The organism is Propionibacterium freudenreichii subsp. freudenreichii (genome assembly GCF_000940845.1).
Lineage (GTDB): Bacteria > Actinomycetota > Actinomycetes > Propionibacteriales > Propionibacteriaceae > Propionibacterium > Propionibacterium freudenreichii.
In genome coordinates, this window is record NZ_CP010341.1 from 2,497,227 (window position 1) to 2,523,727 (window position 26,501).

30 protein-coding genes are annotated in these 26,501 nt (G+C 65.8%); 14 read left to right on the plus strand and 16 right to left on the minus strand.

All coding sequences use genetic code 11. From position 1 onward, the window contains the following. Positions 1-41: 41 nt before the first annotated feature. Positions 42-941 carry an SDR family oxidoreductase gene (locus RM25_RS10980; protein ID WP_044636473.1) on the minus strand — a complete coding sequence of 300 codons (900 nt, stop codon included), beginning with the start codon at positions 939-941 and terminating at the stop codon, positions 42-44. A 324-nt stretch (positions 942-1,265) separates the two neighbouring features. Between RM25_RS10980 and RM25_RS10985 the strand changes: the two genes are divergently transcribed. Next, on the plus strand, positions 1,266-2,522 hold the full coding sequence (locus RM25_RS10985) for an MFS transporter (RefSeq protein WP_158487063.1): 1,257 nt from the start codon (positions 1,266-1,268) through the stop codon (positions 2,520-2,522). Positions 2,523-2,588: 66 nt separating this feature from the next. On the opposite strand, the gene RM25_RS12100 is transcribed toward RM25_RS10985, so the two are convergent. Together RM25_RS12100 and RM25_RS11000 are read right to left on the minus strand one after the other, a co-directional pair. Continuing rightward, a complete protein-coding gene (locus tag RM25_RS12100; protein ID WP_052809212.1) occupies positions 2,589-4,118 on the minus strand; it encodes a glycosyltransferase family 39 protein in 1,530 nt (509 codons plus the stop codon). 215 nt (positions 4,119-4,333) lie between these two features. Further along, on the minus strand, positions 4,334-5,161 hold the full coding sequence (locus RM25_RS11000; protein ID WP_044636477.1) for an SDR family NAD(P)-dependent oxidoreductase: 828 nt from the start codon (positions 5,159-5,161) through the stop codon (positions 4,334-4,336). A 216-nt stretch (positions 5,162-5,377) separates the two neighbouring features. Here RM25_RS11000 and RM25_RS12820 point away from each other — a divergent pair, with 216 nt between their 5' ends. The 5 genes from RM25_RS12820 to RM25_RS11020 all read left to right on the plus strand — a co-directional run bounded on the left by RM25_RS12820 (position 5,378) and on the right by RM25_RS11020 (position 8,491). Then, entirely contained in the window at positions 5,378-5,539 is a 162-nt protein-coding gene (locus RM25_RS12820) for a hypothetical protein (RefSeq protein WP_155405131.1), read from the plus strand. Positions 5,540-5,550: 11 nt separating this feature from the next. Further along, entirely contained in the window at positions 5,551-5,952 is a 402-nt protein-coding gene (locus RM25_RS11005; protein WP_044636478.1) for a hypothetical protein, read from the plus strand. A 327-nt stretch (positions 5,953-6,279) separates the two neighbouring features. Continuing rightward, positions 6,280-7,170 (plus strand): ABC transporter ATP-binding protein, encoded by an 891-nt coding sequence (locus RM25_RS11010; protein WP_044636479.1) that lies wholly within the window; start codon positions 6,280-6,282, stop codon positions 7,168-7,170. Further along, positions 7,167-7,814, plus strand: a complete 648-nt coding sequence (locus RM25_RS11015) for an ABC transporter permease (RefSeq protein ID WP_044636480.1) — start codon at positions 7,167-7,169, stop codon at positions 7,812-7,814. Before RM25_RS11010 ends, RM25_RS11015 begins: the two co-directional genes overlap by 4 nt. Beyond that, the gene (locus RM25_RS11020) at positions 7,811-8,491 is read left to right on the plus strand and encodes an ABC transporter permease (protein ID WP_044636481.1); all 681 of its coding nucleotides are present in this window, start codon (positions 7,811-7,813) and stop codon (positions 8,489-8,491) included. Before RM25_RS11015 ends, RM25_RS11020 begins: the two co-directional genes overlap by 4 nt. Before the next feature lie 74 nt (positions 8,492-8,565). Here RM25_RS11020 and RM25_RS11025 read toward each other — a convergent pair whose 3' ends face one another. The 4 genes from RM25_RS11025 to RM25_RS11035 all read right to left on the minus strand — a co-directional run bounded on the left by RM25_RS11025 (position 8,566) and on the right by RM25_RS11035 (position 11,527). Continuing rightward, positions 8,566-9,585 carry an alcohol dehydrogenase catalytic domain-containing protein gene (locus RM25_RS11025; protein ID WP_044636482.1) on the minus strand — a complete coding sequence of 340 codons (1,020 nt, stop codon included), beginning with the start codon at positions 9,583-9,585 and terminating at the stop codon, positions 8,566-8,568. 69 nt (positions 9,586-9,654) lie between these two features. Next, positions 9,655-10,845 carry a pyridoxal phosphate-dependent aminotransferase gene (locus RM25_RS11030; RefSeq protein ID WP_044636483.1) on the minus strand — a complete coding sequence of 397 codons (1,191 nt, stop codon included), beginning with the start codon at positions 10,843-10,845 and terminating at the stop codon, positions 9,655-9,657. A 92-nt stretch (positions 10,846-10,937) separates the two neighbouring features. Beyond that, the gene (locus RM25_RS12460) at positions 10,938-11,327 is read right to left on the minus strand and encodes a type II toxin-antitoxin system death-on-curing family toxin (RefSeq protein WP_196488140.1); all 390 of its coding nucleotides are present in this window, start codon (positions 11,325-11,327) and stop codon (positions 10,938-10,940) included. Beyond that, positions 11,324-11,527 (minus strand): hypothetical protein, encoded by a 204-nt coding sequence (locus RM25_RS11035; protein WP_055346288.1) that lies wholly within the window; start codon positions 11,525-11,527, stop codon positions 11,324-11,326. The genes RM25_RS12460 and RM25_RS11035 overlap by 4 nt, the downstream gene beginning before the upstream one ends. A gap of 137 nt (positions 11,528-11,664) precedes the next feature. Between RM25_RS11035 and RM25_RS11040 the strand changes: the two genes are divergently transcribed. Further along, on the plus strand, positions 11,665-12,447 hold the full coding sequence (locus RM25_RS11040; RefSeq protein WP_055344227.1) for a DMP19 family protein: 783 nt from the start codon (positions 11,665-11,667) through the stop codon (positions 12,445-12,447). Between the two features lie 14 nt (positions 12,448-12,461). Next, positions 12,462-13,067 (plus strand): DUF1697 domain-containing protein, encoded by a 606-nt coding sequence (locus RM25_RS11045; RefSeq protein WP_052809213.1) that lies wholly within the window; start codon positions 12,462-12,464, stop codon positions 13,065-13,067. A 156-nt stretch (positions 13,068-13,223) separates the two neighbouring features. On the opposite strand, the gene RM25_RS12105 is transcribed toward RM25_RS11045, so the two are convergent. Further along, positions 13,224-14,123 (minus strand): MFS transporter, encoded by a 900-nt coding sequence (locus RM25_RS12105; protein WP_080774570.1) that lies wholly within the window; start codon positions 14,121-14,123, stop codon positions 13,224-13,226. Then, positions 14,078-14,878, minus strand: coding sequence for an MFS transporter (locus RM25_RS12110; protein WP_158487065.1), 801 nt, complete (start codon positions 14,876-14,878; stop codon positions 14,078-14,080). Before RM25_RS12110 ends, RM25_RS12105 begins: the two co-directional genes overlap by 46 nt. A gap of 282 nt (positions 14,879-15,160) precedes the next feature. Between RM25_RS12110 and RM25_RS11055 the strand changes: the two genes are divergently transcribed. The 4 genes from RM25_RS11055 to RM25_RS11070 all read left to right on the plus strand — a co-directional run bounded on the left by RM25_RS11055 (position 15,161) and on the right by RM25_RS11070 (position 20,397). Next, positions 15,161-16,168, plus strand: a complete 1,008-nt coding sequence (locus RM25_RS11055; RefSeq protein ID WP_044636486.1) for a carbohydrate ABC transporter permease — start codon at positions 15,161-15,163, stop codon at positions 16,166-16,168. Next, the gene (locus tag RM25_RS11060; protein ID WP_013162172.1) at positions 16,165-17,145 is read left to right on the plus strand and encodes a carbohydrate ABC transporter permease; all 981 of its coding nucleotides are present in this window, start codon (positions 16,165-16,167) and stop codon (positions 17,143-17,145) included. The genes RM25_RS11055 and RM25_RS11060 overlap by 4 nt, the downstream gene beginning before the upstream one ends. Before the next feature lie 119 nt (positions 17,146-17,264). Further along, complete coding sequence (locus RM25_RS11065; protein WP_230954660.1) at positions 17,265-18,611, plus strand: ABC transporter substrate-binding protein; 1,347 nt, start codon at positions 17,265-17,267, stop codon at positions 18,609-18,611. A 244-nt stretch (positions 18,612-18,855) separates the two neighbouring features. After that, positions 18,856-20,397: an MDR family MFS transporter gene (locus RM25_RS11070; protein ID WP_144406073.1), complete on the plus strand. Its 1,542-nt coding sequence runs from the start codon at positions 18,856-18,858 to the stop codon at positions 20,395-20,397. Between the two features lie 128 nt (positions 20,398-20,525). Here the strand turns inward: RM25_RS11070 and rplI are convergent, their stop codons facing one another. The 4 genes from rplI to rpsF form a co-directional block, all read right to left on the minus strand. Beyond that, entirely contained in the window at positions 20,526-20,978 is a 453-nt protein-coding gene (gene rplI / locus RM25_RS11075; RefSeq protein ID WP_013162175.1) for a 50S ribosomal protein L9, read from the minus strand. A gap of 11 nt (positions 20,979-20,989) precedes the next feature. Then, the gene (rpsR, locus tag RM25_RS11080; RefSeq protein ID WP_013162176.1) at positions 20,990-21,229 is read right to left on the minus strand and encodes a 30S ribosomal protein S18; all 240 of its coding nucleotides are present in this window, start codon (positions 21,227-21,229) and stop codon (positions 20,990-20,992) included. A gap of 101 nt (positions 21,230-21,330) precedes the next feature. Then, entirely contained in the window at positions 21,331-21,897 is a 567-nt protein-coding gene (locus tag RM25_RS11085; protein ID WP_013162177.1) for a single-stranded DNA-binding protein, read from the minus strand. Between the two features lie 180 nt (positions 21,898-22,077). After that, entirely contained in the window at positions 22,078-22,365 is a 288-nt protein-coding gene (gene rpsF, locus RM25_RS11090; protein ID WP_036942745.1) for a 30S ribosomal protein S6, read from the minus strand. 670 nt (positions 22,366-23,035) lie between these two features. Between rpsF and RM25_RS11095 the strand changes: the two genes are divergently transcribed. After that, positions 23,036-23,332 carry a hypothetical protein gene (locus RM25_RS11095; RefSeq protein WP_013162180.1) on the plus strand — a complete coding sequence of 99 codons (297 nt, stop codon included), beginning with the start codon at positions 23,036-23,038 and terminating at the stop codon, positions 23,330-23,332. Positions 23,333-23,403: 71 nt separating this feature from the next. Here the strand turns inward: RM25_RS11095 and RM25_RS11100 are convergent, their stop codons facing one another. The 3 genes from RM25_RS11100 to RM25_RS11110 form a co-directional block, all read right to left on the minus strand. Then, positions 23,404-23,763, minus strand: coding sequence for an inorganic pyrophosphatase (locus RM25_RS11100; RefSeq protein WP_013162181.1), 360 nt, complete (start codon positions 23,761-23,763; stop codon positions 23,404-23,406). A gap of 590 nt (positions 23,764-24,353) precedes the next feature. After that, on the minus strand, positions 24,354-25,034 hold the full coding sequence (hemQ, locus tag RM25_RS11105) for a hydrogen peroxide-dependent heme synthase (RefSeq protein ID WP_013162182.1): 681 nt from the start codon (positions 25,032-25,034) through the stop codon (positions 24,354-24,356). 185 nt (positions 25,035-25,219) lie between these two features. Then, a complete protein-coding gene (locus RM25_RS11110) occupies positions 25,220-25,603 on the minus strand; it encodes a rhodanese-like domain-containing protein (protein WP_044636919.1) in 384 nt (127 codons plus the stop codon). Positions 25,604-25,752: 149 nt separating this feature from the next. Here RM25_RS11110 and RM25_RS12115 point away from each other — a divergent pair, with 149 nt between their 5' ends. Continuing rightward, positions 25,753-26,484 carry a cysteine hydrolase family protein gene (locus RM25_RS12115; protein WP_013162184.1) on the plus strand — a complete coding sequence of 244 codons (732 nt, stop codon included), beginning with the start codon at positions 25,753-25,755 and terminating at the stop codon, positions 26,482-26,484. Positions 26,485-26,501 lie beyond the last annotated feature (17 nt).

The window sequence follows — 26,501 nt, forward strand, 5'->3', positions numbered from 1 at the left end:
GGCAGGTTCACGTCCGGTCAGCGAGGCCAGTGCGCAGCGAATCAGCGTGCAGAGAAGTAGTCGGGTCCGGCGAGGTCGTCGAGCAACCCCGGGCCAGTGGGCGTCCAGCCGAGGAGCTGCTGGGTGAGTTCGCTGGACGCCGGACGGTCGCTCATGGCATACCCGGCGAATGCCTTGAAATACCACCGTGCACGCAGCGCGGACATGCCCACCGCGGGCACACCCAGGCCACGTCCGATCGCCTGTGCGATCTGCCGGAACTCAACGCCGGTCTCTCCGACGGCGTGATAGCGAAGGCTTGCTGCCGGATGCTCGACGGCGAGCCGGAAGAGCCTGGCCGCGTCTGCCACGTACACGGCGGGAAGGCGATTCGCTCCCTGCCCGGCGTAACCCGAAACGCGTTGCCGCCTGGCGAGTTCGATCAACCGAGACATCGTGAAGTGGTCACCCGCTCCATGCACGGCCGGCATCCGCACGACGGAGGCGCTGATGCCGCGATCGGCCAGGTCCACGATCGTGCGCTCCACATTGCGTCCCGCCGGACCGGTATGGGCTGAAGCCTCATCGGTCTCAACGAGTACCGGACCAGTCGCGACGACGGGAGCAAAACCTCCTGCGGCCACGAGGGGTCGACGCGAGCCGCTGAGGGCATCACCCATTGCCTGCAGCGCGGCCCGCTCAATCTTGCTGTTGCGAAGGAAGCTGGCCACGGACGAGTTATCAAACGCGGCGTGGATCACCGCATCAGCGTCTGATGCACCGGCACGGATCGCGTCTAGGTCTTCGAGCGACCCGGCCTGCGGGGTCGCTCCGGCAGCCGTCAAGCGGGCCGCCGATGCCTCGGACCGTGCCAGAGCCAGCACCTCGTGCCCGGCCGCAAGCAGCTCACGCACAACCGCCGAACCGACGAAACCGGTGCCCCCGGTGACGAATACCCGCATCAGACGTCCGAGCCCAGGCCGTCCACCCACATCACATCGCGCCAGATCATTCTGTCGCCCATCGTGCCTCCCGGGACCGCTCGTCGTGGATCTCCGACGATAGCGCCGGGCCCTCACCTCTTCGCGTGCTGACGCTCACACAGCGACACAGCGACACAGCGACACAGCGGGCAGGCCCATCGAGGCGGCCCGGCATTCTCGGGTTATGAGTTGCACACGACATCTCCAAATTCCTGACGCCGTTTGCCTCTTGACGCCACGGCGAGGGCTGGTTGATGCTTGATGGCGTCCAGCAACCAAGCCGGGGGCGCAATGCAGCGCGCGGTGCGTAGGGACTATCTGTTCTGGCTGACGGCCACCACATCAGACATGCTGTCGCGCGCGGTGTGGAGCCTGGCGCTGCCCTTCGTGATCTTCGCCCTCACCAGCTCCACCGCCACGGCGGGGCTCGTGCAATCGCTGGGTCAGATCGCCTATCTGTGCGTCATGTTGCTGGGCGGGGCGCTCGTCGACCGGATCAGTCGTCGCACCGGCATGGTCGTCCGCGGACTCACCGGGATGGTGCTGTGGATCGGGTTCGGCGTCCTGGTGTGGACGCATCTGCTCAACCTGTGGATTCTCATCGCCATCTTCCTGACCGCGCAGCTGCTCGATGGACTGTTCGGGATGGCGGACAATGCAGCCCTGCGCTCCATCGTGCACGACGATGAGCAGTTCGTGCAGGTCACGGGCATCAACCAGGGACGCGAGGCCGCCGTGCGCATCGGCGGCGCTCCTATCGGCGGTCTGCTCTATGCCCTGGGCGCTGCGGTGCCCTTCCTGGTCTCGGGCGCCTTGCTGGGTCTGGTGATCGCCTCGGCGAAGGCCATCCGCGCTGACCTGCGGCCACCGGTCGTCGCCGAGAATCGGCCCGAGCAGCGGCGCGGGATTGTGCGCTCGGTGGCGCGGTCGGTGGCGCAGGGGATCTCGTTCATGTGGTCGCAGCGGATCATGCGGACGCTGGCGATCACCTCCCTGTTCATCAACGCGGCCTTCTCCATCGTGATCTCCACCGCGATGCTCGGGCTGCTGGGCGCGGGCTACACAGCGCTACAGCTGGCCTATCTGGAGACTGTCTACGGCGTGGTGATGATGCTCACCGCGTTCGTGGCGGCCCGGCTCGTCTCCCGGCTGCCGACCGGTCGGCTCCTCATCGGCGCGCAGCTGTTCATGATGGTCGTAGCCGTTGGCGCGGCGTTCTGGCACAGCTATGCGATGTTGTTCCTGTGGCTGTCGCTGTACGGACTGGTCACCCCACTGTTCGCGACAAGCCTGTCGGGATACACCTTTGCCCGCACTCCCGATCATCTCCAGGGACGCGTGCGCTCGGTGGCGGCCCTGCTCGAGCTGAGCGCCACCATGGTGATCCCAGCAGTGGCTGGATGGATGGTGAACAGCGGCCACAACACCCCGTCATATCTGCTGGGCGCCGTCCTGGCCCTGGTGGGCATCATCGTGGTCTGCGTCAACCCCGGGGCGCGGAGGCTCGGCCCCACCCGCATGTGGCGTGAGGACGCCACCGAGAACTCATTGAGCACCTAGCCCTGGGTCGTCGCACGCACTTACAGGGCGCGAATCCGGGGTTCTTCATTTCCTCGCCCCATCGACCTAACGCTCCCATAAGAAGATGGTGTTGCCCTGCGCAGGACCACGCTTCGAGTAACCCACGTGATAGCCAAGGGCCGCCAGCTGCTCCCCATACAGCGATCCCCCCTGATTCCACGCGCCCACCCAAATCCGGTTCGGCAGATTCGGCAGCGTGGCCAGATCCACGGCTGGGGGATCATGCGCCCACGGATAATCCAGCGGAAGCCGTTCCGGGGCAGCGAGGTCGGCCATGCCCTTATAGGCACCTGGATCAGTCACGATTGCTGCCCGATAAGAGCCAATCAAGCCATCCAATGGATCGACCAGATAACCGTCTCCAGCACGGCCATGCTGCCTCACAACACTCGGCATGAGCCCATAATCATCGATGGGCGATTTGGAGAAAGGACGCTGTTGGAAGCCGTAGAGGACCAGGGCTCCGACGGCCAGCAGCACCACGAGCACTTTCGCAGCGCGCCATCGAGCCAACAGCACCGCCTCAGCGAGGACCATGGCGAAGAAGGGTGCAGCCGAAGAAAGATAACGGGATGCGAAGACGGGCATTGACGTAAGCGCAAGTATCCACATGGTGCCCACCGAGAGCACCAACGGAATGGATGCAATCCCCAAGCGTGCCAGTCCTCGTCCCCGCGATGCGACGATCACCAGCACGATGAGCAGCCCGGCGATGACTGCCATGGCAAGGGCAACGCGGCCAGGCGTCAGATCAGTGACGGTAGGCGCGGCATTCACTCTGGACGTCGCCCATGACTCCACCAAGAAGCGGTTGGCGAGTGAGAACTTCTGGTCAGCCAACCACGATGACTGGCCGATCTGTTGATAGGACAGCCACAAGAACGGGGACAAGATCGCTGCTGAGAAAGCGGCTGCAATGGTCACAAGCCATCGCGCCCGACCTTTCAGGAAGAACCACGAGGCCACGACAAGCCCGGCGATTGGGAACGCTGCATAAAGCTGCATCGCCACCGCACCCACCATCGACATCACCAACAGCAGCCAACCCCACCAGGCCAGCTTGCGCCTGGCCATCACAACGAAGAGCAGCGCCGCAGCCATGAACATTGATGAGAGGGCATAAGGCCGAGCCTCAATGGCCATAGCCGTCGTGCGTGGCAGCAGACCGTAACACGTCGCATAGGCAAGTTGCCCGCGACGTCCCACGAGACGACGCCCTACCGCAGCCATGACGGCGGTGCCCACTCCGGCGGCAATCACGCTCGGCAACCTCAACGTCAACGGTGAGATCCCGACCAGACGCACCCACTGATGCACCACGAGGTAATAGGGCGCTAGAGCCACATCGACACCTTTGAACCACCACCGCGAGGCGGTCCACAATTGCGTCATATCCCATGTGGGATAGCTCACGATATTGGCCGTGGCCGCCTCGTCGAGCCATGGGGACACATGCGCCGCGCCAACGAGTGTGAGGACGACAACAACCAGGGCCAGGACGATGTCACCCCTGACGTTCAGGGGGACGACGCGACGCCAGCCCCGGCCTCGCTGCGTAGAGCCTGCTTCAGCCATCAAGACCTTCCCCGATCCTGGCCGCGTCAAATGATGGTCAAAGGGACACCGTGAATCGGACTACTCAGCCCAGAACCAGGCCACCACACCACCGAATGAGTGCCCGACCGCCCTTATCTCCGGCACGGACGGCCATGTGGCCATGACGGAGCCCTCACAGGATAGCCGCGAGCGCCTCTACTCTCGAGTCATGGCAGTGCTGTTCATCACGATTGCTATTCGGGCAGCCCCACCATGGCAGCGCTCATTCTCCACAATTGTGTCGCAAGGCGCGGGTTGCGTGCCTTGCGTGACGGGCGCACTGGTTCTGAATCGTTGTAGTACAGGCCGCTGATCCAATCGCGCGGCGGACGCCCCCGGGCAAGGAAGACCAATGTCTTGGCGGCATGCTCCGGGCTCACCATCATGCTCCGACCAACTCGCGACCGGTAGAAGACCCCTACCGGTCCCGGGAGATCAAGCGCGAAACTGCTGGCCACAATGCCGGGATGGAAGCATGCCGATGAGATTCCCTTGAGGGAATAGCGCTTGTGCAGCTCCCGGGTGAACAGAATGTTCATGAGCTTTGAATTGGCATAGGCACGCCAAGGCGACCATCCCCGGGCGAGCTCCGGGTCACGCATGGTGAGACGTGCCGTCCGGTGGGCGACGCTTGACGTGGTGATCACCGAGGCCCTGGACCGCTCCAGCATGTCCACCAACAGGTTTGTGAGCAGAAAGGGGGCCAGATGATTCACTTGAAGGGTCATCTCGTGGCCATCGAGACTTAGTTCCCGGGACGGCATGACGCCTCCGGCATTATTGGCGAGCACATCAATGTGGTCGAGATTATTTCGCAGGTCTTCAGCAAGACGACGAACATCATCGAGATCTGAGTAATCACAAATAAAATGTTGTGCTTTGATCTCGTTGGCGACCTGCTGGGTCCGGCGAGGATTGCGCCCCACGACCACGACGTCATCGCCCTGTCGGGCCAGTTCACGGGCGGCGGCGGCGCCCACCCCGCCACTCGCACCGGTGACCACCACCACGCGTCCGCTCATGAGCCACAGACTACTTGGGCAAGCTTGACGGCGGGCCGGCGACGCTGTGGATGCGCAGTGCAAGGGCTATTAGTCTGTGGTCGCGTCGGGGCTGTGTCTGTACCCATACCGGGGACTGTCCCGGCAAGATCGGTCCGGCAGGTCCGGCAGGTCCGGCAGGTCCGGCAGGTGACGGTCTCATGCGACACGATTCAGCGTGGCAGGGTTCGACGCCGGATGCCTCGACACAGCCCGGTTCAGTACGCCATGGTTCCGCACGGCACGATTCAGCGCGGTGAGGCCGACGCGGCAGACGATTATGGGCCCACCGGGCATTCCGGGATCATGGCCGAAGAAGGCACCATGACGCGCAGCGCTTGTGCGGTGCACATCAATTGAGGAGCATCCAGATGGACAAAGGCGTGATCCTGGCGATCGCCTGCCTGGTCGGCACTGTCGCGATCTGGGCGGTGGGACTGTTCTCCGTCATCGCCCGGGCACCCCTGACACGCCCAACCGGGAATGCCCACCCCGAAGAACCAGAGGCCAACCAGCCCACCGACGCGTCAGCGGCGGTCAACGCCGCCTGGCGGCGCACCGGGACACGCCATCTGCGCGTCTGGGGCCTCACGCTCATCCCAGTCGGCGTGATCGCCATCCTCTTCGTCACCCGGGCACCGGGAATCGTCGCGGGCGTCGAGGGCCTGCTCGCTTTCGCGAGCTTCGCCTGGCTTGTCGTCGCCCTACGCGACGGGGCTGACGCTGTTGCTCGGCAGAGAACCGACGACGAAGGGCCCGGCGCCCCACACTGAGGTCCAGCAAGGAAGACCGTGTGGAACGACCCTTACGACGACCGGCGAGGAATCAGCCATATTCAAGGCGTCGGACCACACCGGCCGAGTGCGCGAGTCGCCACCGACGGACGTCAGGGCATCCGCCCGCATCAGTTTCCGGTTCACACACGAACCCGATCACGGGACCGGCGCCGCTGCATGGTCGTCTGCCACGAGGGCCGTCCCGACAGAGCCGCATCGCCTCCGTGGCTTCTGGTATCACGCCATCTTCTGGTGTGACGCTGACTTCTGGTGTGACTCTGGGCTGCTCGCCACGATGTCTGCTCCCACTATTAGTGTCGAGGCATGACCGACCCCACCCGAACCCGCGACGGGGGCTCGCCCGCCATTGAGTTCCGCGGCGCCACCTTGGCCTTTGCCGACGGCACCGTGGCGGTTGACGGGCTCAACCTCACCGCGGCGGCCGGTGCCCTGACCGTGTTGCTCGGGCTATCGGGCTCTGGCAAGACCACCCTGCTGCGCATGGTGAACCGGCTGGTCACCCCCACATCAGGCTCGGTGCTCATCGACGGCGACGACGTGGCCAACACCGACCCGGTCCAGCTGCGTCGCCATATCGGCTATGTGATGCAGGACCCCGGGCTCTTGCCCCATCGTCGGGTCATTGACAACATCGCCACGGTGCCGCGGCTGCTGGGCCGCTCACGCGAGGCCGCGCGCGCCGAAGCCCTCCACCAGATGGACACGGTGGGCCTCGATCGGGATCTGGCCCACCGTTATCCCCGCCAGCTGTCGGGCGGGCAACGTCAACGTGTTGGGGTGGCACGCGCACTGGCCGCGAATCCCCGCGTGCTGCTCATGGACGAGCCCTTCGGGGCCGTGGACCCGATCGTGCGGGCCGAGCTCCAACATGATCTGCTCGAATTGCAGCGCACTCTCGGCAAGACCGTGCTCTTCGTCACGCATGATGTCAGCGAGGCCTTCAAACTGGGCGACCACATCGTGCTGCTCGACACCGGCGCGCGCATCGTGCAACAGGGGCGTCCGAGCGATTTCATCACCAGACCCGCCGACGAGTTCGTCTCACGTTTCATCGGATTGGGAAGCGGCGCCGCCACCCTCCACACCGAATACGTGGATGGTCACACGCTGGTGCTCAACAGCTCGGAGCAACCGGTGGGACTGCTCGGTGACCAGAGTGAAGACCGGAACAGCGCTGAGGGGTCCACCCCGTGAGATGGCTTTCCGGCAACTGGACGACCATCGGCGCCGCAGTCATTGATCACCTGCTGCTGGCGCTCCCTGCAATCATCGCCGCGTTGGTGATCGCCATCCCGGTGGCCTGGTTGGCGCATCACTTCCGGTGGACGCGTTTCACCCTGGTCACCCTCGGGTCACTGCTTTATGCGATCCCCTCGCTGCCGCTGCTGGTTGTCCTACCCCTGATCATCGGAACGAATGTGCGGGATCGCCTCAATGTGATCGTCGCGCTATCGGTCTATGGATTCGCGCTGATGATCCGCGCCGCCACTGACGCCCTCGACGCGGTGCCGGTGAGCGCGACCACGGCGTCCACGGCCATGGGCTTCGGCTGGGCGCGCCGCTTCTTCACCGTGGAGCTGCCCCTGTCAGGACCCGGGCTGCTGGCTGGGCTGCGAGTGGTGTCGATGAGCACTATTGCGCTGGTCTCGGTGAGCGGCATCGTCGGGGTCAACTCCTTGGGCATGCTCTTCGTCGACGGCTTCCAGCGGGGGATTCTCGCTGAAGTAGTCGCGGGGATCGTAGCCACTGTGGCGGTGGCCCTGGCGGTCGACTTCGTGCTGGTGATCGCGGGACGGCTGCTCATGCCCTGGGCGCGCGGCGAAGAGGTCCGATCATGAACTGGATCTCCCAGGCCATCGCCTGGCTCACCGACCCGGTGCATCTGGCTGGACCAACCGGTCTGTGGGCCTTGGTGGGTCAGCATCTGGCCATCACCGGCTGGGCGACCCTCATCGCCGTGGTGATCGGCGTCCCAGCGGGTCTGGTGATCGGGCATACCGGACGCGGACGCCAGCTGGTCGTGGGCCTGTCGGGTGCCGCGCGGGCCCTGCCCGCCATCGGCCTGCTCACCATGGTCGCCCTGATCGCCGGCATCGGGCTGATCGGGCCGCTCGTCGCGCTGGTTGTGTTGGCGATGCCGTCGGTGATCGCGGGAGCCTATTCGGGGATCGACTCCATTGAACCGGTCACCCGCGACGCGGCCCGGGGCGTGGGCATGTCACCCATGCAGGTGCTGTGGCAGGTGGAACTCCCGCTGGCGCTTCCCCAGCTGGTGGGCGGCATTCGTGCCGCCGCGCTGCAGGTGATCGCCACCGCCACGCTCGCCGCCTATGTGGGAGCCGGAGGGCTCGGCGTACTGCTGTTCCGCGGGTTGAAGACCCAGGACTATCCCCAGATGCTTGCCGGATCGATCGTGGTGGTGGCTCTGGCCTTCCTGGTTGACGCCGTCTTCGAGGTGCTCGGACGGCTGATCTCCCGGTGCACCGGCGTCGTCAACCTGGCGACATCACGCTGAGAGCTGTGCCACCGGGCGATGTCCGCCCAGTTGCTGACGTCATCTCGACATCTGCAAATTGGACGGCCCCACGCTCACTCCTCGTTGTAAAGCACTGCGCGGGAGGCGAGCTTTCCTTCGGCCAGGAGCTGCAGGGCCTTGTCTGCCTGATCCATCGGGAAACGCTGCGTGATCGTGTGCACCTTCCCCGCTGCGGCCAATTCCAGCACCCGCTCCATGCCAGCATGATTGGCCAGAATGGTGCCCTTGATGATCTGCCCCTTGTTGAAGGGGAACTCCTTGAAGTGCAGGGGCACCGCATTCACCAGGGTGCCGCCCCACTTGAGGGCCTCGAAGGCCTGTGCCGTCACCACATCGGAATCGGCGAAGGTGATCACGGCGTCCATCGCATCGGTCAGCGAGGCGAGTTCATCGGAATCTGTGGAATTGACCGCTCGCGTGGCGCCCACTTCCAGCGCCACCTTGAGATGCTCAGGAGTCCGTCCCACGGCGACAACCTCGGCACCGGTGAGGGCGGCGAACTGAATGGCCATATGGCCCACGCCGCCGGGCCCGAAGATCGCCACCGTGTCACCGGGGCCGACGTCGAGCTTCTCGACGGCGCCGAAGGCGGTGATTCCGGGGCAGAACAGCGGTGCGGCGTCGATGAGGTCGAGCCCCTCGGGGATGCGATAGGCATAATCGGCGGTGGCCACCATGTACTCGGCATAACCGCCATTGACGGTCTCTCCGGTGATCTCCCGGTGGTGACACAGCATCTCGCGACCGCTGGTGCAGAACTCGCAGACGCCGCAGGTCTTCCATAGGGGCGTGACGCCCACAGGGTCGCCCACGGCGAAGTTCGTGACCCCCTCGCCCAGCTCGACGACACGTCCAGTCACTTCGTGGCCCGGCACGATCGGGCTGATGGAGGGCACATCCGGCAGCCAGTCGCCCTCGATCATGTGCAGATTCGACCGGCAGACGCCACAGGCGACAACCTTCATGAGAATCTGCCCAGGGCCAGCCGAGGGCTTGGCGGTCTCGCGCCAGTTCACGGGATGAGTGGTGATGGGGGCGGTGTGATCCAGTTCATTGGCGAACATTGTGGTCATGCTGCGAGCCTATCCGGGCGCTCTGACATCGCTCCGAGCCCGCCAGGGGAGCCCGGCACACCAGCTCCCTCAGGCGTTTGCCGGAAGCAGCGCGGCGAGCTTCTCGAGGCGCTTCAACGATTCGGTGAGAATCTCATCGGCCTTGGCGAAATGCAATCGGATATAGCGGTTGACCGGCTCGTGGAAGAAGCTTGACCCGGGCACGGCCGCCACGCCGATCTCACGGATCACCCATTCGCAGAATTCAAGATCGGTCATATTCGCGAATTGCGGCAGCGCCAGGAAATCAGCGACGTCGATCATCACGAAATAGGTGCCCTGCGGCCAGGTGATGGTGAATCCCAGTTTCTCCAGGCCACCGCACAGCAGATCACGCTTGTGGGTGTAGGTCGCCTGGAGCTGCTTGTAGTAGTCGGGGCCCAGCCTCAGGCCCACCACGGCGGCCTCTTGTAGCGGGGCGGCCGCGCCGACGGTGAGAAAGTCATGCACCTTGCGGGCTGCCTCGATCACCCGGGCCGGGCCGATCAGGAAACCGAGACGCCAGCCGGTCATCGAATAGGTCTTCGACAATGAATTGCAGGTGATGGTGCGGTCGAACATGCCGGGCAGGCTGGCCACCGGCACGTGCACATTGGGCGCATAGATGATGTGCTCGTAGACCTCATCGGTGATGACGAAGGCGTCGTATTTGGTGGCCAGCCTCGCGATCACCTCCAGCTCCTCGCGAGTGAACACCTTGCCGGTGGGATTCGACGGATTGCAGACGATGATCGCCTTGACGCCACGGGCAAAGGCGGCCTCGAGGATCACCGGGTCGAACGAGAAATCGGGCGGATCGAGCGGCACGAAGATCGGATCGGCACCCGACAGGATGGCGTCGGCGCCGTAGTTCTCGTAGAAGGGGCTGAACACGATCACCTTGTCGCCGGGATCGCAGACGGTCATCACCGCGGCCATCATCGCCTCGGTACCGCCACAGGTGACCACGATCTCACTGGCCGGGTCGATGGTGCGTCCGATGGTGGGCGAGTATTTGTCGGCAAGTGCCTCACGGAAGTTCTGAGCGCCCCAGGTGGTGGCGTACTGATGTGGCCCCTCATAGGCCACCTGCGCCAGCCGGTCGAGCACCGGAAGGGGCGGCGGAAAATCAGGGAATCCCTGCGACAGATTGATCGACCCGGGCGTTTCAGCGTTGATCCGGGTCATCCGGCGGATGACCGAGTCGGTGAACGTGGCAACGCGTGCAGACAGTTGGGGCATGGCTCCTTCTCACGCCGGCGGACGATGGGCCAGCTCTTTCCCCTCCCATTGTGCCCGCCCGGGCGCGGAGACCGCCTCACGACGGATGATGGTCAGTCGCGAGGACGTCCTTCAGCCTCCACGAGGCCCCGGATGCGGGATGCACCCTCAGCCACATCGAGGTGCCCTGCCGCGGCCGCCATGATCAGGTCGAACCAGTCGTCGTCACTGACATGGGAGATATCGATGCCATTTCCCATGAGAACAAGCGCAACCATCAGGAAACCAACTCGTTTGTTCCCATCGACAAATGGATGAGACCCTTCGACGGAATCCAAGAAGGCGGCCGCCTTCTCCCACAATGTTGGGTACACATCACTTCCACCGATTGTAGCCAGCGGTCGGTTCAGGGCAGCATCAAAGAGACCCCAATCTCGAGCGACGAACCCGTTGTTCACCACCCACGATTGGACATCGTCGAAGACCGACCACCACAGACTCACTGTGCGAGTCGCCGCATCAGGTCGGCACGTTCTGACGCGAGCTGGTCAAGAATTGAATGCGTGTAGGTGCGGGTCTGGCGCCGTTGCCATTCCTGACGCACCAGGTCAGCCACCAGCTGGTTCTTCGACTTTCCCTCCTGGGCAGCCATCTGCTCGAGGAACTTGTCGTCGCTGTCGGAAAGACGTAGCTGCATGCCCATGCGCGCAAAGGTACCACCGCGGTACCACCCCGGAGACGTCCAGGGAGCGAAGCCACCACCATCAGGCATGGCTCGCGATGGAGCAGCGGCCACGCGTCACAATGGAGGCGTCCCAGATTCCGGTCCGAGGAGATTCCATGAGTGTGCGCGACAAGTTCCCCGCCGATGTGCTGACCACGCGTGACCGGGGGTTCCAGGCGCTCCAGTCGGCCTATGACCTGTGGGTCGGCGCGCGCTACAGCCGCGAGGGCTTCGAGGCGTTGGCGCCCCGCGACCAGGAGAAGGCGGCGCTCTACACGCTGCTCACCCGCACGATGAACGCCTCCTTCACCAGCTTCCTGGAGGACGACGTCGCCACCTTCATGGGCACGGCGGCACAGCAGGCGTTGAAGAACATCGGCGCCACCGACACCCTGGCGATCATCGAGGAATACCGCCAGCACCTCACGCCGTTCGCCGACGCACAGGCCTGGCCGCCCTATTCCCAGGTGCCCGAGGCCGACAACGACAACGAGCTGGTGGCACGTCTGCACAAGGAATTCTTCGACTACCCCGACGACATCGAGACCCTGGCCGCCGACTACTACGGCAACGACCCCGAGCCCACCGATGCGCCGAAGCTGCCCTCGTCGGGCGAGGAACTTGCGATGGACATCGACGAGATCACCTACATCATCGAGGCGCGCTTCATCGGCGTCTTCGACCCGCCCACCGGCGATTACGGCACCTACGAGAGCTGGCCGGCCATCCGCCTGCTGCCCAGGCAGCGCCGCCAGATCATCGAGGGTTGGCGCTACCAGATTCCCTATGGGGCCCATGCCACCGGCGATGACCTGGCGGAGGCGAGCACCTTCCTGTACCAGAACAACGTTGACCTCCAGGCCGCAGCGCAGGAGCAGCTGAAGGCCGCGACGAACTGAGCGGACCCTCGGCGATGAACAGCCCCCAGCCGGCCACGACGCGGTTCGCACTCTTCCTGCGCGGCATCAACGTGGGCGGGGTCAAGGTGCCGATGGCGCAGCTGCGCGAAGTGCTGACGCAGATGGGTGGCTCATCGGTGCGCAGCTGGCTGGCAAGCGGCAATGTGGCGTTGGACTGGCCGGGCGATGCCCCCGGCTTGCAGCGTGCCGCGGAGGCCGTGCTGGGTGAGCGCTTCGGTTACCGGGCGCGCGTGCTCGTGCGTCGTGTCGACGAGCTCGCCGCCATCATCGCGGCCTGCCCGTGGGCCCCCGACGACGGCTTCCACCGCTATGTGGTGTTGTTCGACGACGCCGACGACGCCGACGACGCCGCCCGGGCGCTGGCCGGCCTGGCCTCCCCCGGTGGTTCCGCGGGGGATCCAGGACGTGACGGGCCCGTGGTGCCCGCCGGAGCGCTCCTGGCCGGGGAGCGCGTCCAGTTGCACGGTGACCTGATCTATTGGCGCTGCCCCAAGGGCCGCACCACCGACAGTGCGTTCGGCAAGCAGCAGAACCGTGGGCCGGCGGTTCGGCGTCCAACCGTGCGCAACCTGCAGACATTGCAACGCATGGTGGGCTGACGCGCGGCAGCGATAACCAAGTCCCCAGGGATCGCACCCGGGCCCTGGGTGGACACCTGTGCGGCGTCATTGCCGCACAGCTGTCCCCTTAACGGTGCCCACCTAACAGGGAAACGGGGGCCGGCCACCCACAAGCGGCCGAACCGCGCCGCACCCCTAGGACTTCATCTGGCCGGTATTGGTCACCGGCGGGGCACCCAGGATCATGTAGTGGGTCACCTGCGGGGCATCGTCGGCCAGGGCCCGCGCGGCGGTCAGCAGGTCCTCCTCATGACCGGTCCAGCGCACCGTGTGCTGCAGGATGTGCTCCTCCCAGCTGGGCACGGTGAACTCCTCGGCGAAGGAACCCTCAGCGTCGGTCTGCTCAAGCAGCTGCCACGACGCCGCACCCGTGCGCAGCCGCGCCGCCCGCACCGGCCACATGGCCTCGCGGAAGGCGTCGATGTTCTCCTTCTTCACGTGATAGGTGCTGCGCACCACCACCGGATCGCTCTTCGACTCGTCGAGCGACAGCACCGGCAGGTCGGTCGACAGGGCCACCACATTGCGGTCGAGCTTGCCCTTCACCTTGATCAGCGGCAGCAGCGGCACCGACAGCCCCGCCAGCAGCAGGAACACGCCCGCCACCACCAGCGTCCAGGCCACGCCCACGCGATCGGCGACGATGCCCCAGATGAACGAGCCGATCGCCTGTGAACCCATGAACACCAGCAGGTACACCGACAGGCCGCGGGCGCGCACCCACTCGGGCAGCGTCAACTGCATGGCGACGTTCAGCGTGGTGAGGCTCAGGATCCAGGCGATGCCGGAGATCAGGGCGATCGGCCACATCACCTGCAGCGACACCTTGGCCACCGCCAGCGTGCCCAACCCGAACACGATCGCCGAGATGAACAGCGCGGTGGAGTTGCTCATGATCTGGCGCACCTTGTCCATGAGCAGCGCGCCGATGATGGCGCCCACGCCCAGCAGCACGAGCAGGGTCGAATAGCCGGCCGCGTTGGTGCCCATCAGGTCGTGCGCAGCGGTGGGCAGCAGGGCCCCCACAGGGCACATCCGGGGAAGGCGAACAGGACGCAGCGGATGAGGATGCGGCGGATGCCCGGCGCCGAACGCACGTAGCGCATGCCCGACAACAGCCCGGGCAGCACCTGCTCGCGCACGGCCGGCTGCTGCTGGGTGCCACGACGCCACAACACCAGCGCCAGGGCCACGGCCAGGAATGACACCGCGTTGATGCCGAAGACCATGGCCGGACCCGACGCCACCACGATGATGCCGGCGATGGCCGGCCCGATCGCGCGGGCACCGTTCACCGTGATGCTGCCCAGCGACGACGCCTGCGGCAGCTCCTCACGGGGCACCAACTCGGGCTGGATCGCCTGCCAGGCCGGACCCATGATGGCGGCCGCGCAGCCAAGGATGAAGGTGAAGCCCAGCAGCTCCCACGGCCCCAGCCAACCGGCCGCCGTCACCACGGTCAGGGCCACGGCGATGGCCGCCGACACCAGGCTCAGGGTCAGCAGCAGCCGCTTGCGGTTCACCAGGTCGGCCGCCACGCCCGCGAACAGGGACAGCAGCAACACCGGCAGGGTGCCGGCCGTCTGCACCCACGCCACCAGGGCGGGGCTACCCGCCTGCTCCACCAGGAACCACTGGGCACCAACGCTCTGCATCCAGCTGCCGATGTTCGACACCAGCTGGGCCACGAAGAGCATCAGGAAAACCGGGCGTCGCAGGACGGCCAAGGAGCCACCCCCGGACGGCCGGGCCTTTTCGGTGTTCCTGCCCGACGTCTGTTTGTCGCTCACACCCATGAATCTACTACCGGGCCCGCGCGGAAACACCCGTATCAGCCACCAGCGTTGACGCCCCGCCGCAGCGCCCCCATTTGCCGTCCCACAAGCGCAAACGTGCACTGCTGCGAAAAGCCCCGACGCCCGCCGGGAAATCGCGCATCGACAGGCCGATCCCAGTTGTTGCCCAGTCGTTACCCGCACGACGCCTTGGTAACAACTGCCGATCATTCGCGGTCCCTAGCCTCAACACGTTGCTTGGCCGCGGAACCAACGCGGCGGATTGGAAGGAAGCACGTGACGGCAATCGAGTCGCACTACGTGGCGCCGGCCCCACCACAGGTATCCACACCCGAACCCCTGCCCGACCAGCCTGCCGGACGACGGCTGCGACGACATCCCCACCGGGGACGCGCCAGCCGCAACGGCCTGCGCGAGAAGTTGCTGTTCGTGGCGCTCATCGCACCCAATGTGGTGCTCATCGCGGTGTTCGTCTACCGGCCGATCATCATGAACCTCTACTACTCGTTGCTTGACTGGACGCTGGGCAGCTCGACGGCCAAGTTCGTCGGCCTGGGCAACTACGTGGAGTTCTTCACCTCCCGCGACGCCCCCAGCGTGCTCGGCACCACCGCCGTGTTCACCATCGCCACCGTGGGCGGGTCGATGGCGATCGGCCTGATGCTCGCCACGGTGCTCAACCGCCGCCTGATCGGACGCAATGTGGCCCGCGCCACCGTCTTCGCGCCCTATGTGCTGTCGGGGGTGGGCGTCGGGCTGGTCTGGTCGTTCATCTTCGGCCCCACCATCGGCGTGCTGGCCGGCGTGCTGGCCGGCGTGCTGCGCAAGCTCAACGTGGCCTCACCGCAATGGTTCCTCGACCCGAAGCTGTCGCTGGTGATGGTGGTGCTGGTGTACGTGTGGAAGAACCTCGGCTACTGCGCGGTGATCTACCTGGCGGCGCTGCAGGCCGTGCCACGCGACGTGCTCGAGGCCGCAGCCCTGGACGGCGCCAGCCGCACCCGCACCTTCTGGTCGGTGATCTGGCCACTGCTGGGGCCCACGAACTTCTTCCTGCTGCTCACCACCCTGCTGGGCTCGCTGCAGGCGTTCGACATCATCCGCATCATGACGCCCATGGGCCAGGGCACCACCACCCTGATGTACAGCTCGTACCTGCAGGCCTTCGGCAGCTACAACCGGGCCGGCTACTCGGCCGCCATCTCCACCGTGCTGTTGGTGATCCTGATGATCCTCACGCTGGTGCAGATGCGTCTGCTCGAACGAAGGGTGCACTACGCATGAGCGTCACGATCAATCGTCCCCGCGGGGACCATCGCGAGACCGACACCGCCCACGACGACCGTGCCCGACGCAGGACGCTCAGCAAGCTGCTCAAGCGCGGCTCGCTGCGCCACGACCGCACCGACAATGCCCCGATCGGGGTGGTGGGACCCACCAGCCGCACGCGCACCCTGTTGGGCGGCTACCTGCCGCTGATCCTGGCGTCGCTGGCGGTTCTGGCGCCGCTGGCATGGATGGTGCTCGGCTCGTTCAAGGGCTCCAGTGAGATCGTCAACCAGAACGTGGTGTGGCTGCCCCACGACCCGAACTGGGACGCCTACCTGACCGCCTCGCAGCGGGTGAACTTCCCGCGCCTGTTCGCCAACTCGGTGCTGGTGACCGCCGTCGGCGCCACCATCAAGCTGGTGCTCGCCGTGCTCAGCGCCTACGCCCTGGTGTTCATCCGGTTCCCGTTCAAGCGGGTGATCTTCATGTTCATCCTCGCGGCGCTCATGGTGCCGGCGCAGGTGTCGATGCTGCCGAACTACATCCTCATCTCCGGGATGGGCGGGGTGAACACCTACTGGGGCATCATCCTGCCGGGCCTGGGCACCGCGTTCGGCACCTTCCTGCTGCGCCAGCACTTCATGTCGCTGCCCGGCGAGGTCCTGGAGGCCGCCAAGCTCGACGGCGCCGGGCACCTGAGCCGCCTGCTGCGCATCGTGGTGCCGATCTCCACCCCGGCGATCGCCACCGTGGCGTTGGTCACGATCGTCGACGAGTGGAACTCCTACCTCTGGCCGCTGGTCATCACCAATGACGACACCCGCATGACGCTGCCGGTGGGCCTGACGCTGCTCAAGAACATCGAGGGCGATCCCAGCGCCTATCCCGTGCTGATGGCCGGCGCGGTGCTGGTGATCGTGCCGGTGATCGTCATCTTCCTATTCCTCCAGCGATACATCGTCGCCGGACTCACGCAGGGCGCAGTCGACTGATGGCGCTCACATCCCGAGGAGAGAAACTCTCAATGAACCCCGTCTCACCAAGGAACAGTGCTCCTTCACACAGCGCTTCCTCACAGGGCAGTGCCGCACCCCACGTTCTCTCGACGACGTTGTCGCGTCGTCGCCTGCTGTCGATGGCGGCCCTCGGCGCTGGTGCGGTGGCCCTGGCCGCCTGCGCCGGCCCGTCCACCTCAAGCGGCGCGTCGAGCTCGGCAGCCGACGCCAATGGCCCCGACTTCAGCGGCGTGACGCCCGCCACCACCATCACCTTCTGGTCGAACCACCCGGGCTCGTCGGAGGACATCACCAAGCAGATCATCTCCGACTTCAAGAACGAGACCGGCATCACCGTCAACCTGGTGACCGCCGGATCGAGCTATGAGGACGTGGCGCAGAAGTTCCAGACCGCCCAGACCGGCGGCACGCTGCCCGACATCGTCGTGTTCTCCGACGTGTGGTGGTTCCGCTACTACATGCAGGACTCGATCATCCCGCTGACCAATGCCCTCAAGGCGGCCAACGTGGACACCTCCGACTACCGCGACGGCCTGTTCGCCGACTACCAGTACAAGGGCTCCCAGTGGGCGGTGCCGTGGGCGCGCTCGACGCCGCTGTTCTACTACAACAAGAGCCACTGGGCGGCCGCCGGACTGCCCGACCGGGTGCCCGCCACCTGGGACGAGTTCGCACAGTGGGCCCCCAAGCTGAAGGACGCCAACAGCTCGGCCCAGCATGTCTACGAGCACCCCGCACTGGCCGACTACGCCGGCTGGACCCTGCAGAACATCCTGTGGGGCTACGGCGGCGGCTGGTCCGCCAAGGGCAGCTTCGACGTCACCTGCGACTCCGAGGCGTCGGTGAAGGCGCTGCAGTACGTGAAGGACTCGGTGTACCAGGGCAAGTGGGCCGGGGTGGCCTCGTCGGCCGGCACCGACGACCTCGCCGCCGGCGCCTGCTCGGCGACGCTGGGTTCCACCGGATCGCTGGTGGGCGTGCAGAAGGCTGCCGCCGGCAAGTTCGAGGTGGGCGTCGGCAACCTTCCCGGCGGCCCCTCGGTGACCACGCCGGTCTGCCCCACCGGCGGCGCCGGCGTGGGCATCCCCAAGAAGGTGCCGGCGGCCAACCAGCTGGCAGCCGCGAAGTCCATCGGCTTCCTCACCAACCCGAAGAACACCGTCGCCTTCTCGCAGCAGACGGGCTACATGCCGGTGCGCAAGTCGGCCGACACCAGCGAGCTGCTGGCGAAGAACCCGCTCATCGAGACCGCCATCAAGCAGCTCGACGTCACCCGCACCCAGGACTATGCGCGCGTCTTCCTGCCCGGGGCCGACCAGGAGATGGCCAAGTCGGTGGCGCAGATCGTCACCCAGAATGCCGACGTCGCCTCCACCATGAAGTCGCTGCGCTCCACGTTGGAGGGCATCTACAACGGGCAGGTGAAGTCAAAGACCTCGTGATCCCATCATCACGAGCGCGAGGAATGCATGACCGTCAGGGCCGTTGGCGATGAGACCGCGCCGGCGGCCCTGACGCTGCCCGGGGTTCGCGTGCCGCGACGCCGGGGTGGCGGGCCACGCTGCCCACGATTGTCCGCGGCCCGTGCACGGACACCACGTCCGGGCGCATCCACACCCCCGAAGGACCGGTTGATGATGCAGGTTTCCCCCATGAGCCAGATGACCCCATGAGCCGGGTGTTCCTGTGAGCCAGGACTCCGCCGCAGGCCGCTCGTCGGCAGGTCACTCGTCGTCCCCCACCGACGTGGGCGATGACGGCGCACGCCCGCATCCCAACCGCGGCATCGTCATGGCGGCGGTGTTCATCGCCACCTTCATGACGTCGGTGGAGGTGACCATCGTCACCACCGCCCTGCCGACGATCATCAGCGAGCTGCACGGCCTGTCGCTGCAGAGCTGGATCATGAGCGCCTATCTGCTCACCACGGCGATCACCACCCCCATCTACGGCAAGCTTGCCGACAGCCTGGGACGCAAGCGCATCTTCCAGTTCGGCGTGGTGCTGTTCACCGTCGGTTCGCTGCTCAGCGGGCTGTCGCCGTCGATCGGCATGATGATCGGCTTCCGCGCGCTGCAGGGCATCGGCGCCGGCGCCGTGATGCCGCTGACGTTCACGATCATCGCCGACTACTACAGCTTCGCCGAACGCGCCCGCATCATCGCGTTCAACAACACCGCGTGGGGACTGTCAGCCCTGATCGGACCGCTGTTGGGCGGGTTCCTGGTGGACGCGCTGTCGTGGCACTGGGTGTTCTTCGTCAACGTGCCGCTTGGGGCGGCCGTGCTGGTGCTCGTTGCGTGGGGCTACAAGGAGAAGCGCCAGCCCGCGCACGGACTCAGGCCGGATTGGGCGGGCATCTGGTGGTTGACGCTGTGCCTGGTGTGCCTGCTGCTGGCGGTGCAGGACCTCGACGTGCGTCCGCTGGTGAGCGGCGCGCTGTTCGTGGTGGCGGTGGTCGCGGGGCTCATGCTGGTGCACGTGGAGCGGCGCTCGGCCGATCCGCTCATTGCGCCGGCGATGTTCGCCCGGCCCACCTTCACTGTGCAGATCGTGACAGCGACCATCCTCAGCGGGGTGCTGATCGGCTACCAGACCTATGTGCCGATGTGGCTTCAGTCGTTGTACCACCGGCCCCCGACGATCGCCGGGCTGGTGGTGACGCCGAGTTCGATCATGTGGCTCACCGGCTCGTTCTTCGTCGGCGGGCTGATCTCGCGTTTCGTGCCGAAGCGGATCGCCGTGGTGTTCATTGCGGTGCTGCTGGTGGGATACGGCGCCCTGGCCGTGGCGCCGGCCGGCTTCCCGGTGTGGGCGTTCTATGTGTTCGCAGCGGTCAATGGCACCGGCATGGGCATCGTCATCTCGATGAACACCGTGCTCACCCAGCACCTCGTGGACCCTTCGATGGTCGGCTCGGCCACCGGCATCTTCACCCTCGGACGTTCGCTGGGCCCCACGTTGATGGCCGGCATCTACGGGGCCGTGCTCAATGTGGCGATCCGGGTGCAGCTGCGCGGCCAGCAGGCCGTCGGTGCCGGGGTGGACTTCGGGCAGGTGAACACGGTGATTTCCAGCTCCGGGGGCGCCGGCTCGTCGGTCGACCGGGCGGTGGTCGACCCGATCCTGCTCAACTCATTCCACGCGCTGTTCGGCGTGGTGGTGGTGATCCTGGTGGTGGCGCTGTTGATCAATGTGTTCGACCCGAACAAGAAGGTCATCAGGTAGCGGCGGGGGGACATGCCCCGGGGCCCAATACCGCGGTCCCACCACACCGGCCCCGAACGCAGCTGCGCCCGGCAGGTCCACTCGGGACCCACCGGGCGCAGTGATGTTCTCGCGCTGGTGCGCATGCCCTACTTGCCGGCAGGCACAACCTCAACGTCAAGGTGGATCTTGACCGCGTCGGTCAGCTTCACCTCAACGCCGTGACGGCCGACCGTGCGGATCGGCTTGTTCGCGGTGACGGAACGCTTGTCGATCGCAGGGCCACCGGCCTTGCGAACGGCCAGGGCGATGTCAGCGTTGGTGACGGCGCCGAAGAGCTTGCCGGTGTCGGACGCATTGGCCGGCACCTGCACCTCGAGTCCGTCGAGCTGCTCACGCACCTGCAGGGCGTGCTCGTTGTCGCGAATGGTCTTCGCGTTGCGCGCGCGCTGGATGCCCTCGATCTCCTTGGCGGTGCCACGGTTGTAGACAATCGCGAAGTTCTTGGGCAGCAGGAAGTTACGGCCATAGCCGTCCTTCACCTCGACGACGTCGCCGGCCACACCCAGGTTCTCCACCGGGGCGGTAAGAATGAGCTTCATTTCCTGCCTCCTCAGCGGGTGGTGGTGGTGTAGGGAAGCAGGGCGAGCTCACGGGCGTTCTTGATCGCCATGGCGACCTTGCTCTGATCCTGCACGGACAGCCCGGTCACGCGACGGGCGCGGATCTTGCCGCGTTCGCTGATGAAGCGACGCAGCAGGGTGGTGTCCTTGTAATCGACGTGGTCGACGTGGGTCGTCTTGACCGGAACGACCTTCTTCTTGTTCACAGACTTGCGCTGTGGACCGGCCATTGTGGTGCTCCTTCTCGTTGGCGGACGACGACTGTGCGTCGTCCTGAGCCCGGCATCGATGTGCCGGAATGTGCCTGGTTCTTGGAATTGTTGGGGATGGATCAGAACGGGGGTTCGTCGCTCTGGGCGCTCGCCCAGGGATCGGAGACCGGGCCCTGATTGCCACCTTGCTGGCCGCCGCCGGCCATCCCCTGGTTGCCCTGGGGTGCCTGCTGCTGACCGCCGCCGTAGGGCTGACCGCCCCCGGCGTTGCCCCGCGACTGGCCGCCACCGGCATTGTTTCCCTGCCAGTTGCTGCCGCCGGACGCGGCACGGGTGACCTTGGCGGTTGCGAACCGCAGCGCCGGGCCAACCTCGTCCACCTCAACCTCGAAGACCGTGCGGCGATTGCCCTCACGGTCGTCGTAGCTGCGGGCGCGAAGGCGTCCCTGCACGATCACGCGCATGCCCTTGGTGAGCGATTCGGCAACGTTCTCCGCCGCCTGACGCCACACCGCACAGTTCAGGAACAGGGCCTCGCCGTCCTTCCATTCGTTCGCCTGGCGATCGAATGTGCGGGGCGTGGAGGCAACCGTGAAGTTGGCCACCGCGGCACCCGAGGGGGTGAAGCGCAGTTCCGGGTCGGCCGTCAGATTGCCGACCAGTGTGATTGGGGTTTCGCCTGCCATGATGCGTCCTCGTCGTGGTTGTGTGCCTGAAACGGATCGGGATGAGTGCCCTCAGCCTGCCAGCTGCCTGCCACAGTTTGCGACGGCTGTGGGCGAATATGCCCGCCGCTGCCGCCTGTGGAAAACCATCTGATCGGGCACCGCACGCTGTGCGGCCCGAGCCGATGCTCGCTGGGAGCCTCAGGAATCGATGCGCATGACCTTCGTGCGCATGACCTGCTCGTCGATGCCCATGAGACGGTTCATCTCAGAGACGCTCGCGGGCTCACAGGTCAGGTCGATGACCGCGTAGAGGCCCTCGGTCTTCTTCTGGATCGGATACGCCAGGTGACGGCGGCCCCAGATGTCGACGTTGTCGACGGTGCCACCTTCCTTGGTGATGATCGCGGTGTACTTATCAACGATGGGCTGCAGCTGACGCTCATCGACATCAGGGCTGATGATTGCCATGACCTCGTACTTGCGCATTGCGAACTCCACCTCCTTCGGTCTCAACGGCCATGGGTCGTTCCCATGGCAGGAGGGCGTAATGCTCGGATCCGCATGCGTGACGCGGACCCGACGACACGGCTCGTACGTGTGACGCACGGGTCGAATTACATGGCCCACGCGACGTGCGTGCGGGCCAATCCCCAAGTTTACGCGACGAGGGGGTGCAGGCGGAAACCGATGCCCGGGCGATGGGGGTTCGGGGTGGGTTGGTGGCGTGGGTGGCGTGGGGCGAAGGTGCGCTGGGTGGGCAACTGTGCGGCGTCATTGCCGCACAAGTGCCCAGTTAGAGACCGAAGCAGGCGCCCGCGCGCCGAGCCAGCCTGATCCGGCACTCACCGGATGGTTTCGATGCGTCTATTCACCAGAACCATCCAGTTAGTCGTTCTTCCTCGGGAGGTTATGAACGGTTGAGGTATTGGGGAAGGTCCGGCACCGTGTAGGTCAGCTGACGCACGGCGGCCGTCCTTGCGATGCGTACTCGCCCGGCGTCGACATGCCACGACCCATGGGGCGACGGCGTCCTGTTCTTCGGGACCGTCCTATGTGGGGCACTGTCCTGCGAATGATCCCCTGGATGCCAAAGTGCCGCGCCATAGTGAAGTGCCATAGTCTGGCCGGTTCACCGTCGACGCCGAGGAATGGATCCATGAGCACATACCGAACCGAAGTCTTCGAGGACGGCGAACCCTGCTGGTGGTGCGAGCGGGAGGCACTGCGGGCCGAATTGGACACCGAGGCGGGCGAGCCTGATCCCTCCGTGGTCGCCGCCCTGGCGGAGGCCGAACACCACCCGGACCTGGAGATGAAGGAGGTCATCGCCGAAGCCCGCAACTCCCCCGCAGATCCGGAGGACATCGCCCTGGCGGAACGCGTCTTCGGACAGGGGCCGGCTTCCGAACCCACTGGCCAGGGTGACGCTACGTCAGGGACGCCGACGGAATAGGGAGCGGTGAGCCAGACACGTGGAGTGCAGGCGTGGGGGCGAACGCCAGCCGTCCGGACGACCGCGCCGAATCAGGCGGCGTCGCTACTGCTCCACACCAGCATGTGGAGTTCCTGCTCCAGGAAGTTGCGCACGATCCCGATCTCTTCCGAGGTGCAACTGATGAGCACCTTGGGTTCCAGCTCCTGCTTCATCAGGTCGAGGCACAGGATCACGCCGGTCACCCGATGCTCGGGCAGCGTACCGACGAAGACATCGAGGCCCTCACCATCAACCGACTTCAGGTCGACATATCCATAGTCGACGGGATAGACGATGCTCGGGAACCGTGGATGCCTGGAGCCCTTGGGACGGTCCAATCTCACCGGACGCGACAAGAGCTCCCGGAACAGCGGACCCTCAAATGACGTGTTGAAACCCTTATCGCCCATGACCGGCCTCCCGCCTTCTTGACGCATTCTCGCAGGCCACCCGACGGTGTGTTGGGACGAGGCGAACTGCTGCCCGGATTTGCTGCCGGATCATGCGCTGACCCAAAGATGGGGAGGACCTTTGCAGGGTAGACGACGCAAAAGTCCTCCCCATCTTCGTTTACGGGCCGGCCTGGGGCCCGAAGGTGGGATGGGTGGGCAACTGTGCGGCGTCATTGCCGCACAGTTGCCCAGTTAGAGACCGAGGCAGGCGTCCACGGGTCCGAACCATGGAGAACCGAAGATAGGTGCGGATAAAGCACCCCAGACGGTGCTTTTGCCGCACCTATCCCGCGTCCACCCGCCGGCACAGCCCCGGACATGCCCTGGGTGGACACCTGTGTTGGGGAGCGGGATGGGTGAGTGTGTGGCGCGGGCCCGAAGGTGCCCTAAGTGGGCACCTGTGCGGCGTCATTGCCGCACAACTGCCCAGTTAGTGGCCGAAGCAAGCGTCCACCCGCCGAGCCAGCCTGATCCGGCACTCACCGGATGGTTTCGATGCGTCTATTCACCAGAACCATCCAGTTAGTGACGGGAACGTGTCCGCAGGCTCAGCCCCAGCTGTTGACGATCTCGGTGAGGTCGCGGCGGCGTCCGGAGTAGAAGGGCGTCTCCACGCGCACATGGCGACGTGCCCCGGTGGTGCGCATGACGCGCATCAGGTCGACGATGCGGGCCATCTCGTCGGCCTCGAAGCACAGGATCCACTCGTAGTCGCCCAACCCGAACGACGCCATGGTGTTGGCCCGCACATCGGCGAAGCCGGACGCGGCGCGTCCATGGTCGGCCAGCAACTGGGCGCGGTCCTCGTCGGGCAGCAGGTACCACTCGTGGGACCGCACGAACGGGTAGACGCAGATGTTGTCGCGCGGCTGCTCGTCAGCCAGGAACGCCGGCACATGGGCCTTGTTGAACTCGGCGGCTCGGTGCAGGGCGAGCTGCGACCATACGGGCGTCAGCACATTGCCCAGGGTGGACGCGCGCAGCACGTGGTAGGCGCGCTGCAGGGTCTCGTAGTCGTGGGCGTGCCACCACACCATCAGGTCGGCATCGGCGCGCAAACCGGCCACGTCGTACCACCCGCGGATCACCAGATCGGTGTCGGCGGCCACGGCCTGCAACTGCTCCAACGCCTGTTCGCCGGCACCCGGGCCGGCAGCCGCCTCGGAGCGGAACACGGACCACATCGTGTAGCGCTGCATGTGGTTGATCTCGTCGGCGGTGTGCGCCATGGAAGCCTCCCCATTGATGGAGTTAGGTAACCCTCACTGGACGAGTTCAACCTATCGGCCCGCACTGAATCGATGACAGGCCGACGGACGGGGTTCGGCGCTCGGCTGAACGCTTGCCCGCAAGTCGTCGGACGCGGACGTCCCCCTTGTCCCTGCGGAGATCCCACTTATCCCTGCGGACGCCCCTACCTCTGCGGACCGGGGATCAGCACCTGCCCGTCCTGCACCCAGGCGGCCAGTCCGCCGGCAAGCGCGAAGGCGTCGCGTCCCTCCTGGCGCAACAGGGCGGCCGCCCCGTTGGCCCGCAGGCCCGTGCTGCTCACCACGATCACCGGCTTGGAGGTGTCGGCGAGGGGATCGTCGCCCCAGATGGCGGCCACCGGATCGGCCCGGATGGCCTTGATGTCCACCAGCCGTGACCCCGGCAGGTGGCCGCGCTCGAACTCGCGGCGCTTGCGCACATCGGCCACCACGGCACCCTTCGACATCAGCGTGAGCGCATCGTCCACGCTGATCCCGCGCCCGGACTCGTCCGGACCCTCCTTGGCTGCCTTCCTGCGCCACAACATGGACATATTGTCTCATCGCCCGACGGGTGGCCGTCCGCGCGTCCCGGTCGGGCCGACGAGCAACCGACGTGCTGTTCCGCGCACGGCCCGGCAATGTCAGTGGCGCACGCCATGATGGAGGCAAGACCGGTCAATCCCCAGGAGCTGCCATGAGCGCCATCACAAGTCCCAGCGCCGACCTCGACCCCGACGACGAGCTGGACGACACCAGCGAGCTGGATTCGGGGCCCGACGCCACCGGGCGTGCGGCATTGCTGGTGATCGGCATGCAGCAGGGCAACCTGGACGGCTGTTGGCAGGCCGAGCAGGTGACCGCGACCGTCTCCGACCTGATCGATCGGGCGCGCCTGGCGTCGGTGCCGGTGATCTGGGTGAACGACCTCACCCCTCCCGCGTCGGTAACCGGCAGCGGCGAATTGCTCAGCTCCCTGACCTGCGGCGCCGGCGAATACGTGGTGCTCAAGCCCTACCGCGACGGTTTCGAGTCCACCGGGCTGGCCGACTCGTTGGCCACGCTGGGGTCCGGCACGCTGTTCCTGTGCGGGGCATGGTCGCACGAATCGGTGCGCGCCACCATGGTCGGTGCATTGTCCCGCGGCTATTCGACGGTGCTTGTGGAGGACGCCCACACGGCCCCCTCACGCCATGACGGCACCGCCACGGTGAGCGGCGAATCCATCGTCTCGGTGGTGAACATGATCGCGGCCGCACCCGGCGCCCCCGCCCAGGACAGCAGCACCATGCCCTGTTACGACGTCAACTTCTCGGCCTTCGTGCACACCGACGACACCGCCGTCGGTGACGAGGCCCTGGCCGCGCAGGAGCAGGCGCAGGACGAGGCCCTCGACCCCGGGGATGACGACCCCACAGACGACGACTGAGTTCTTCCCGCGAACCG

Coding starts and splice junctions, on each gene's coding strand:
- RM25_RS10980 (WP_044636473.1), bottom strand. CDS start 941: ATGCGGGTATTCGTCACCGGGGGCACCGGTTTCGTCGGTTCGGCGGTT.
- RM25_RS12100 (WP_052809212.1), bottom strand. CDS start 4,118: ATGGCTGAAGCAGGCTCTACGCAGCGAGGCCGGGGCTGGCGTCGCGTC.
- RM25_RS11000 (WP_044636477.1), bottom strand. CDS start 5,161: ATGAGCGGACGCGTGGTGGTGGTCACCGGTGCGAGTGGCGGGGTGGGC.
- RM25_RS12820 (WP_155405131.1), top strand. CDS start 5,378: ATGCCTCGACACAGCCCGGTTCAGTACGCCATGGTTCCGCACGGCACG.
- RM25_RS11005 (WP_044636478.1), top strand. CDS start 5,551: ATGGACAAAGGCGTGATCCTGGCGATCGCCTGCCTGGTCGGCACTGTC.
- RM25_RS11010 (WP_044636479.1), top strand. CDS start 6,280: ATGACCGACCCCACCCGAACCCGCGACGGGGGCTCGCCCGCCATTGAG.
- RM25_RS11020 (WP_044636481.1), top strand. CDS start 7,811: ATGAACTGGATCTCCCAGGCCATCGCCTGGCTCACCGACCCGGTGCAT.
- RM25_RS11025 (WP_044636482.1), bottom strand. CDS start 9,585: ATGACCACAATGTTCGCCAATGAACTGGATCACACCGCCCCCATCACC.
- RM25_RS11030 (WP_044636483.1), bottom strand. CDS start 10,845: ATGCCCCAACTGTCTGCACGCGTTGCCACGTTCACCGACTCGGTCATC.
- RM25_RS11035 (WP_055346288.1), bottom strand. CDS start 11,527: ATGGGCATGCAGCTACGTCTTTCCGACAGCGACGACAAGTTCCTCGAG.
- RM25_RS11040 (WP_055344227.1), top strand. CDS start 11,665: ATGAGTGTGCGCGACAAGTTCCCCGCCGATGTGCTGACCACGCGTGAC.
- RM25_RS11045 (WP_052809213.1), top strand. CDS start 12,462: ATGAACAGCCCCCAGCCGGCCACGACGCGGTTCGCACTCTTCCTGCGC.
- RM25_RS12105 (WP_080774570.1), bottom strand. CDS start 14,123: ATGTGCCCTGTGGGGGCCCTGCTGCCCACCGCTGCGCACGACCTGATG.
- RM25_RS11060 (WP_013162172.1), top strand. CDS start 16,165: ATGAGCGTCACGATCAATCGTCCCCGCGGGGACCATCGCGAGACCGAC.
- rplI (WP_013162175.1), bottom strand. CDS start 20,978: ATGAAGCTCATTCTTACCGCCCCGGTGGAGAACCTGGGTGTGGCCGGC.
- rpsR (WP_013162176.1), bottom strand. CDS start 21,229: ATGGCCGGTCCACAGCGCAAGTCTGTGAACAAGAAGAAGGTCGTTCCG.
- RM25_RS11085 (WP_013162177.1), bottom strand. CDS start 21,897: ATGGCAGGCGAAACCCCAATCACACTGGTCGGCAATCTGACGGCCGAC.
- rpsF (WP_036942745.1), bottom strand. CDS start 22,365: ATGCGCAAGTACGAGGTCATGGCAATCATCAGCCCTGATGTCGATGAG.
- RM25_RS11095 (WP_013162180.1), top strand. CDS start 23,036: ATGAGCACATACCGAACCGAAGTCTTCGAGGACGGCGAACCCTGCTGG.
- RM25_RS11100 (WP_013162181.1), bottom strand. CDS start 23,763: ATGGGCGATAAGGGTTTCAACACGTCATTTGAGGGTCCGCTGTTCCGG.
- hemQ (WP_013162182.1), bottom strand. CDS start 25,034: ATGGCGCACACCGCCGACGAGATCAACCACATGCAGCGCTACACGATG.
- RM25_RS11110 (WP_044636919.1), bottom strand. CDS start 25,603: ATGTTGTGGCGCAGGAAGGCAGCCAAGGAGGGTCCGGACGAGTCCGGG.
- RM25_RS12115 (WP_013162184.1), top strand. CDS start 25,753: ATGAGCGCCATCACAAGTCCCAGCGCCGACCTCGACCCCGACGACGAG.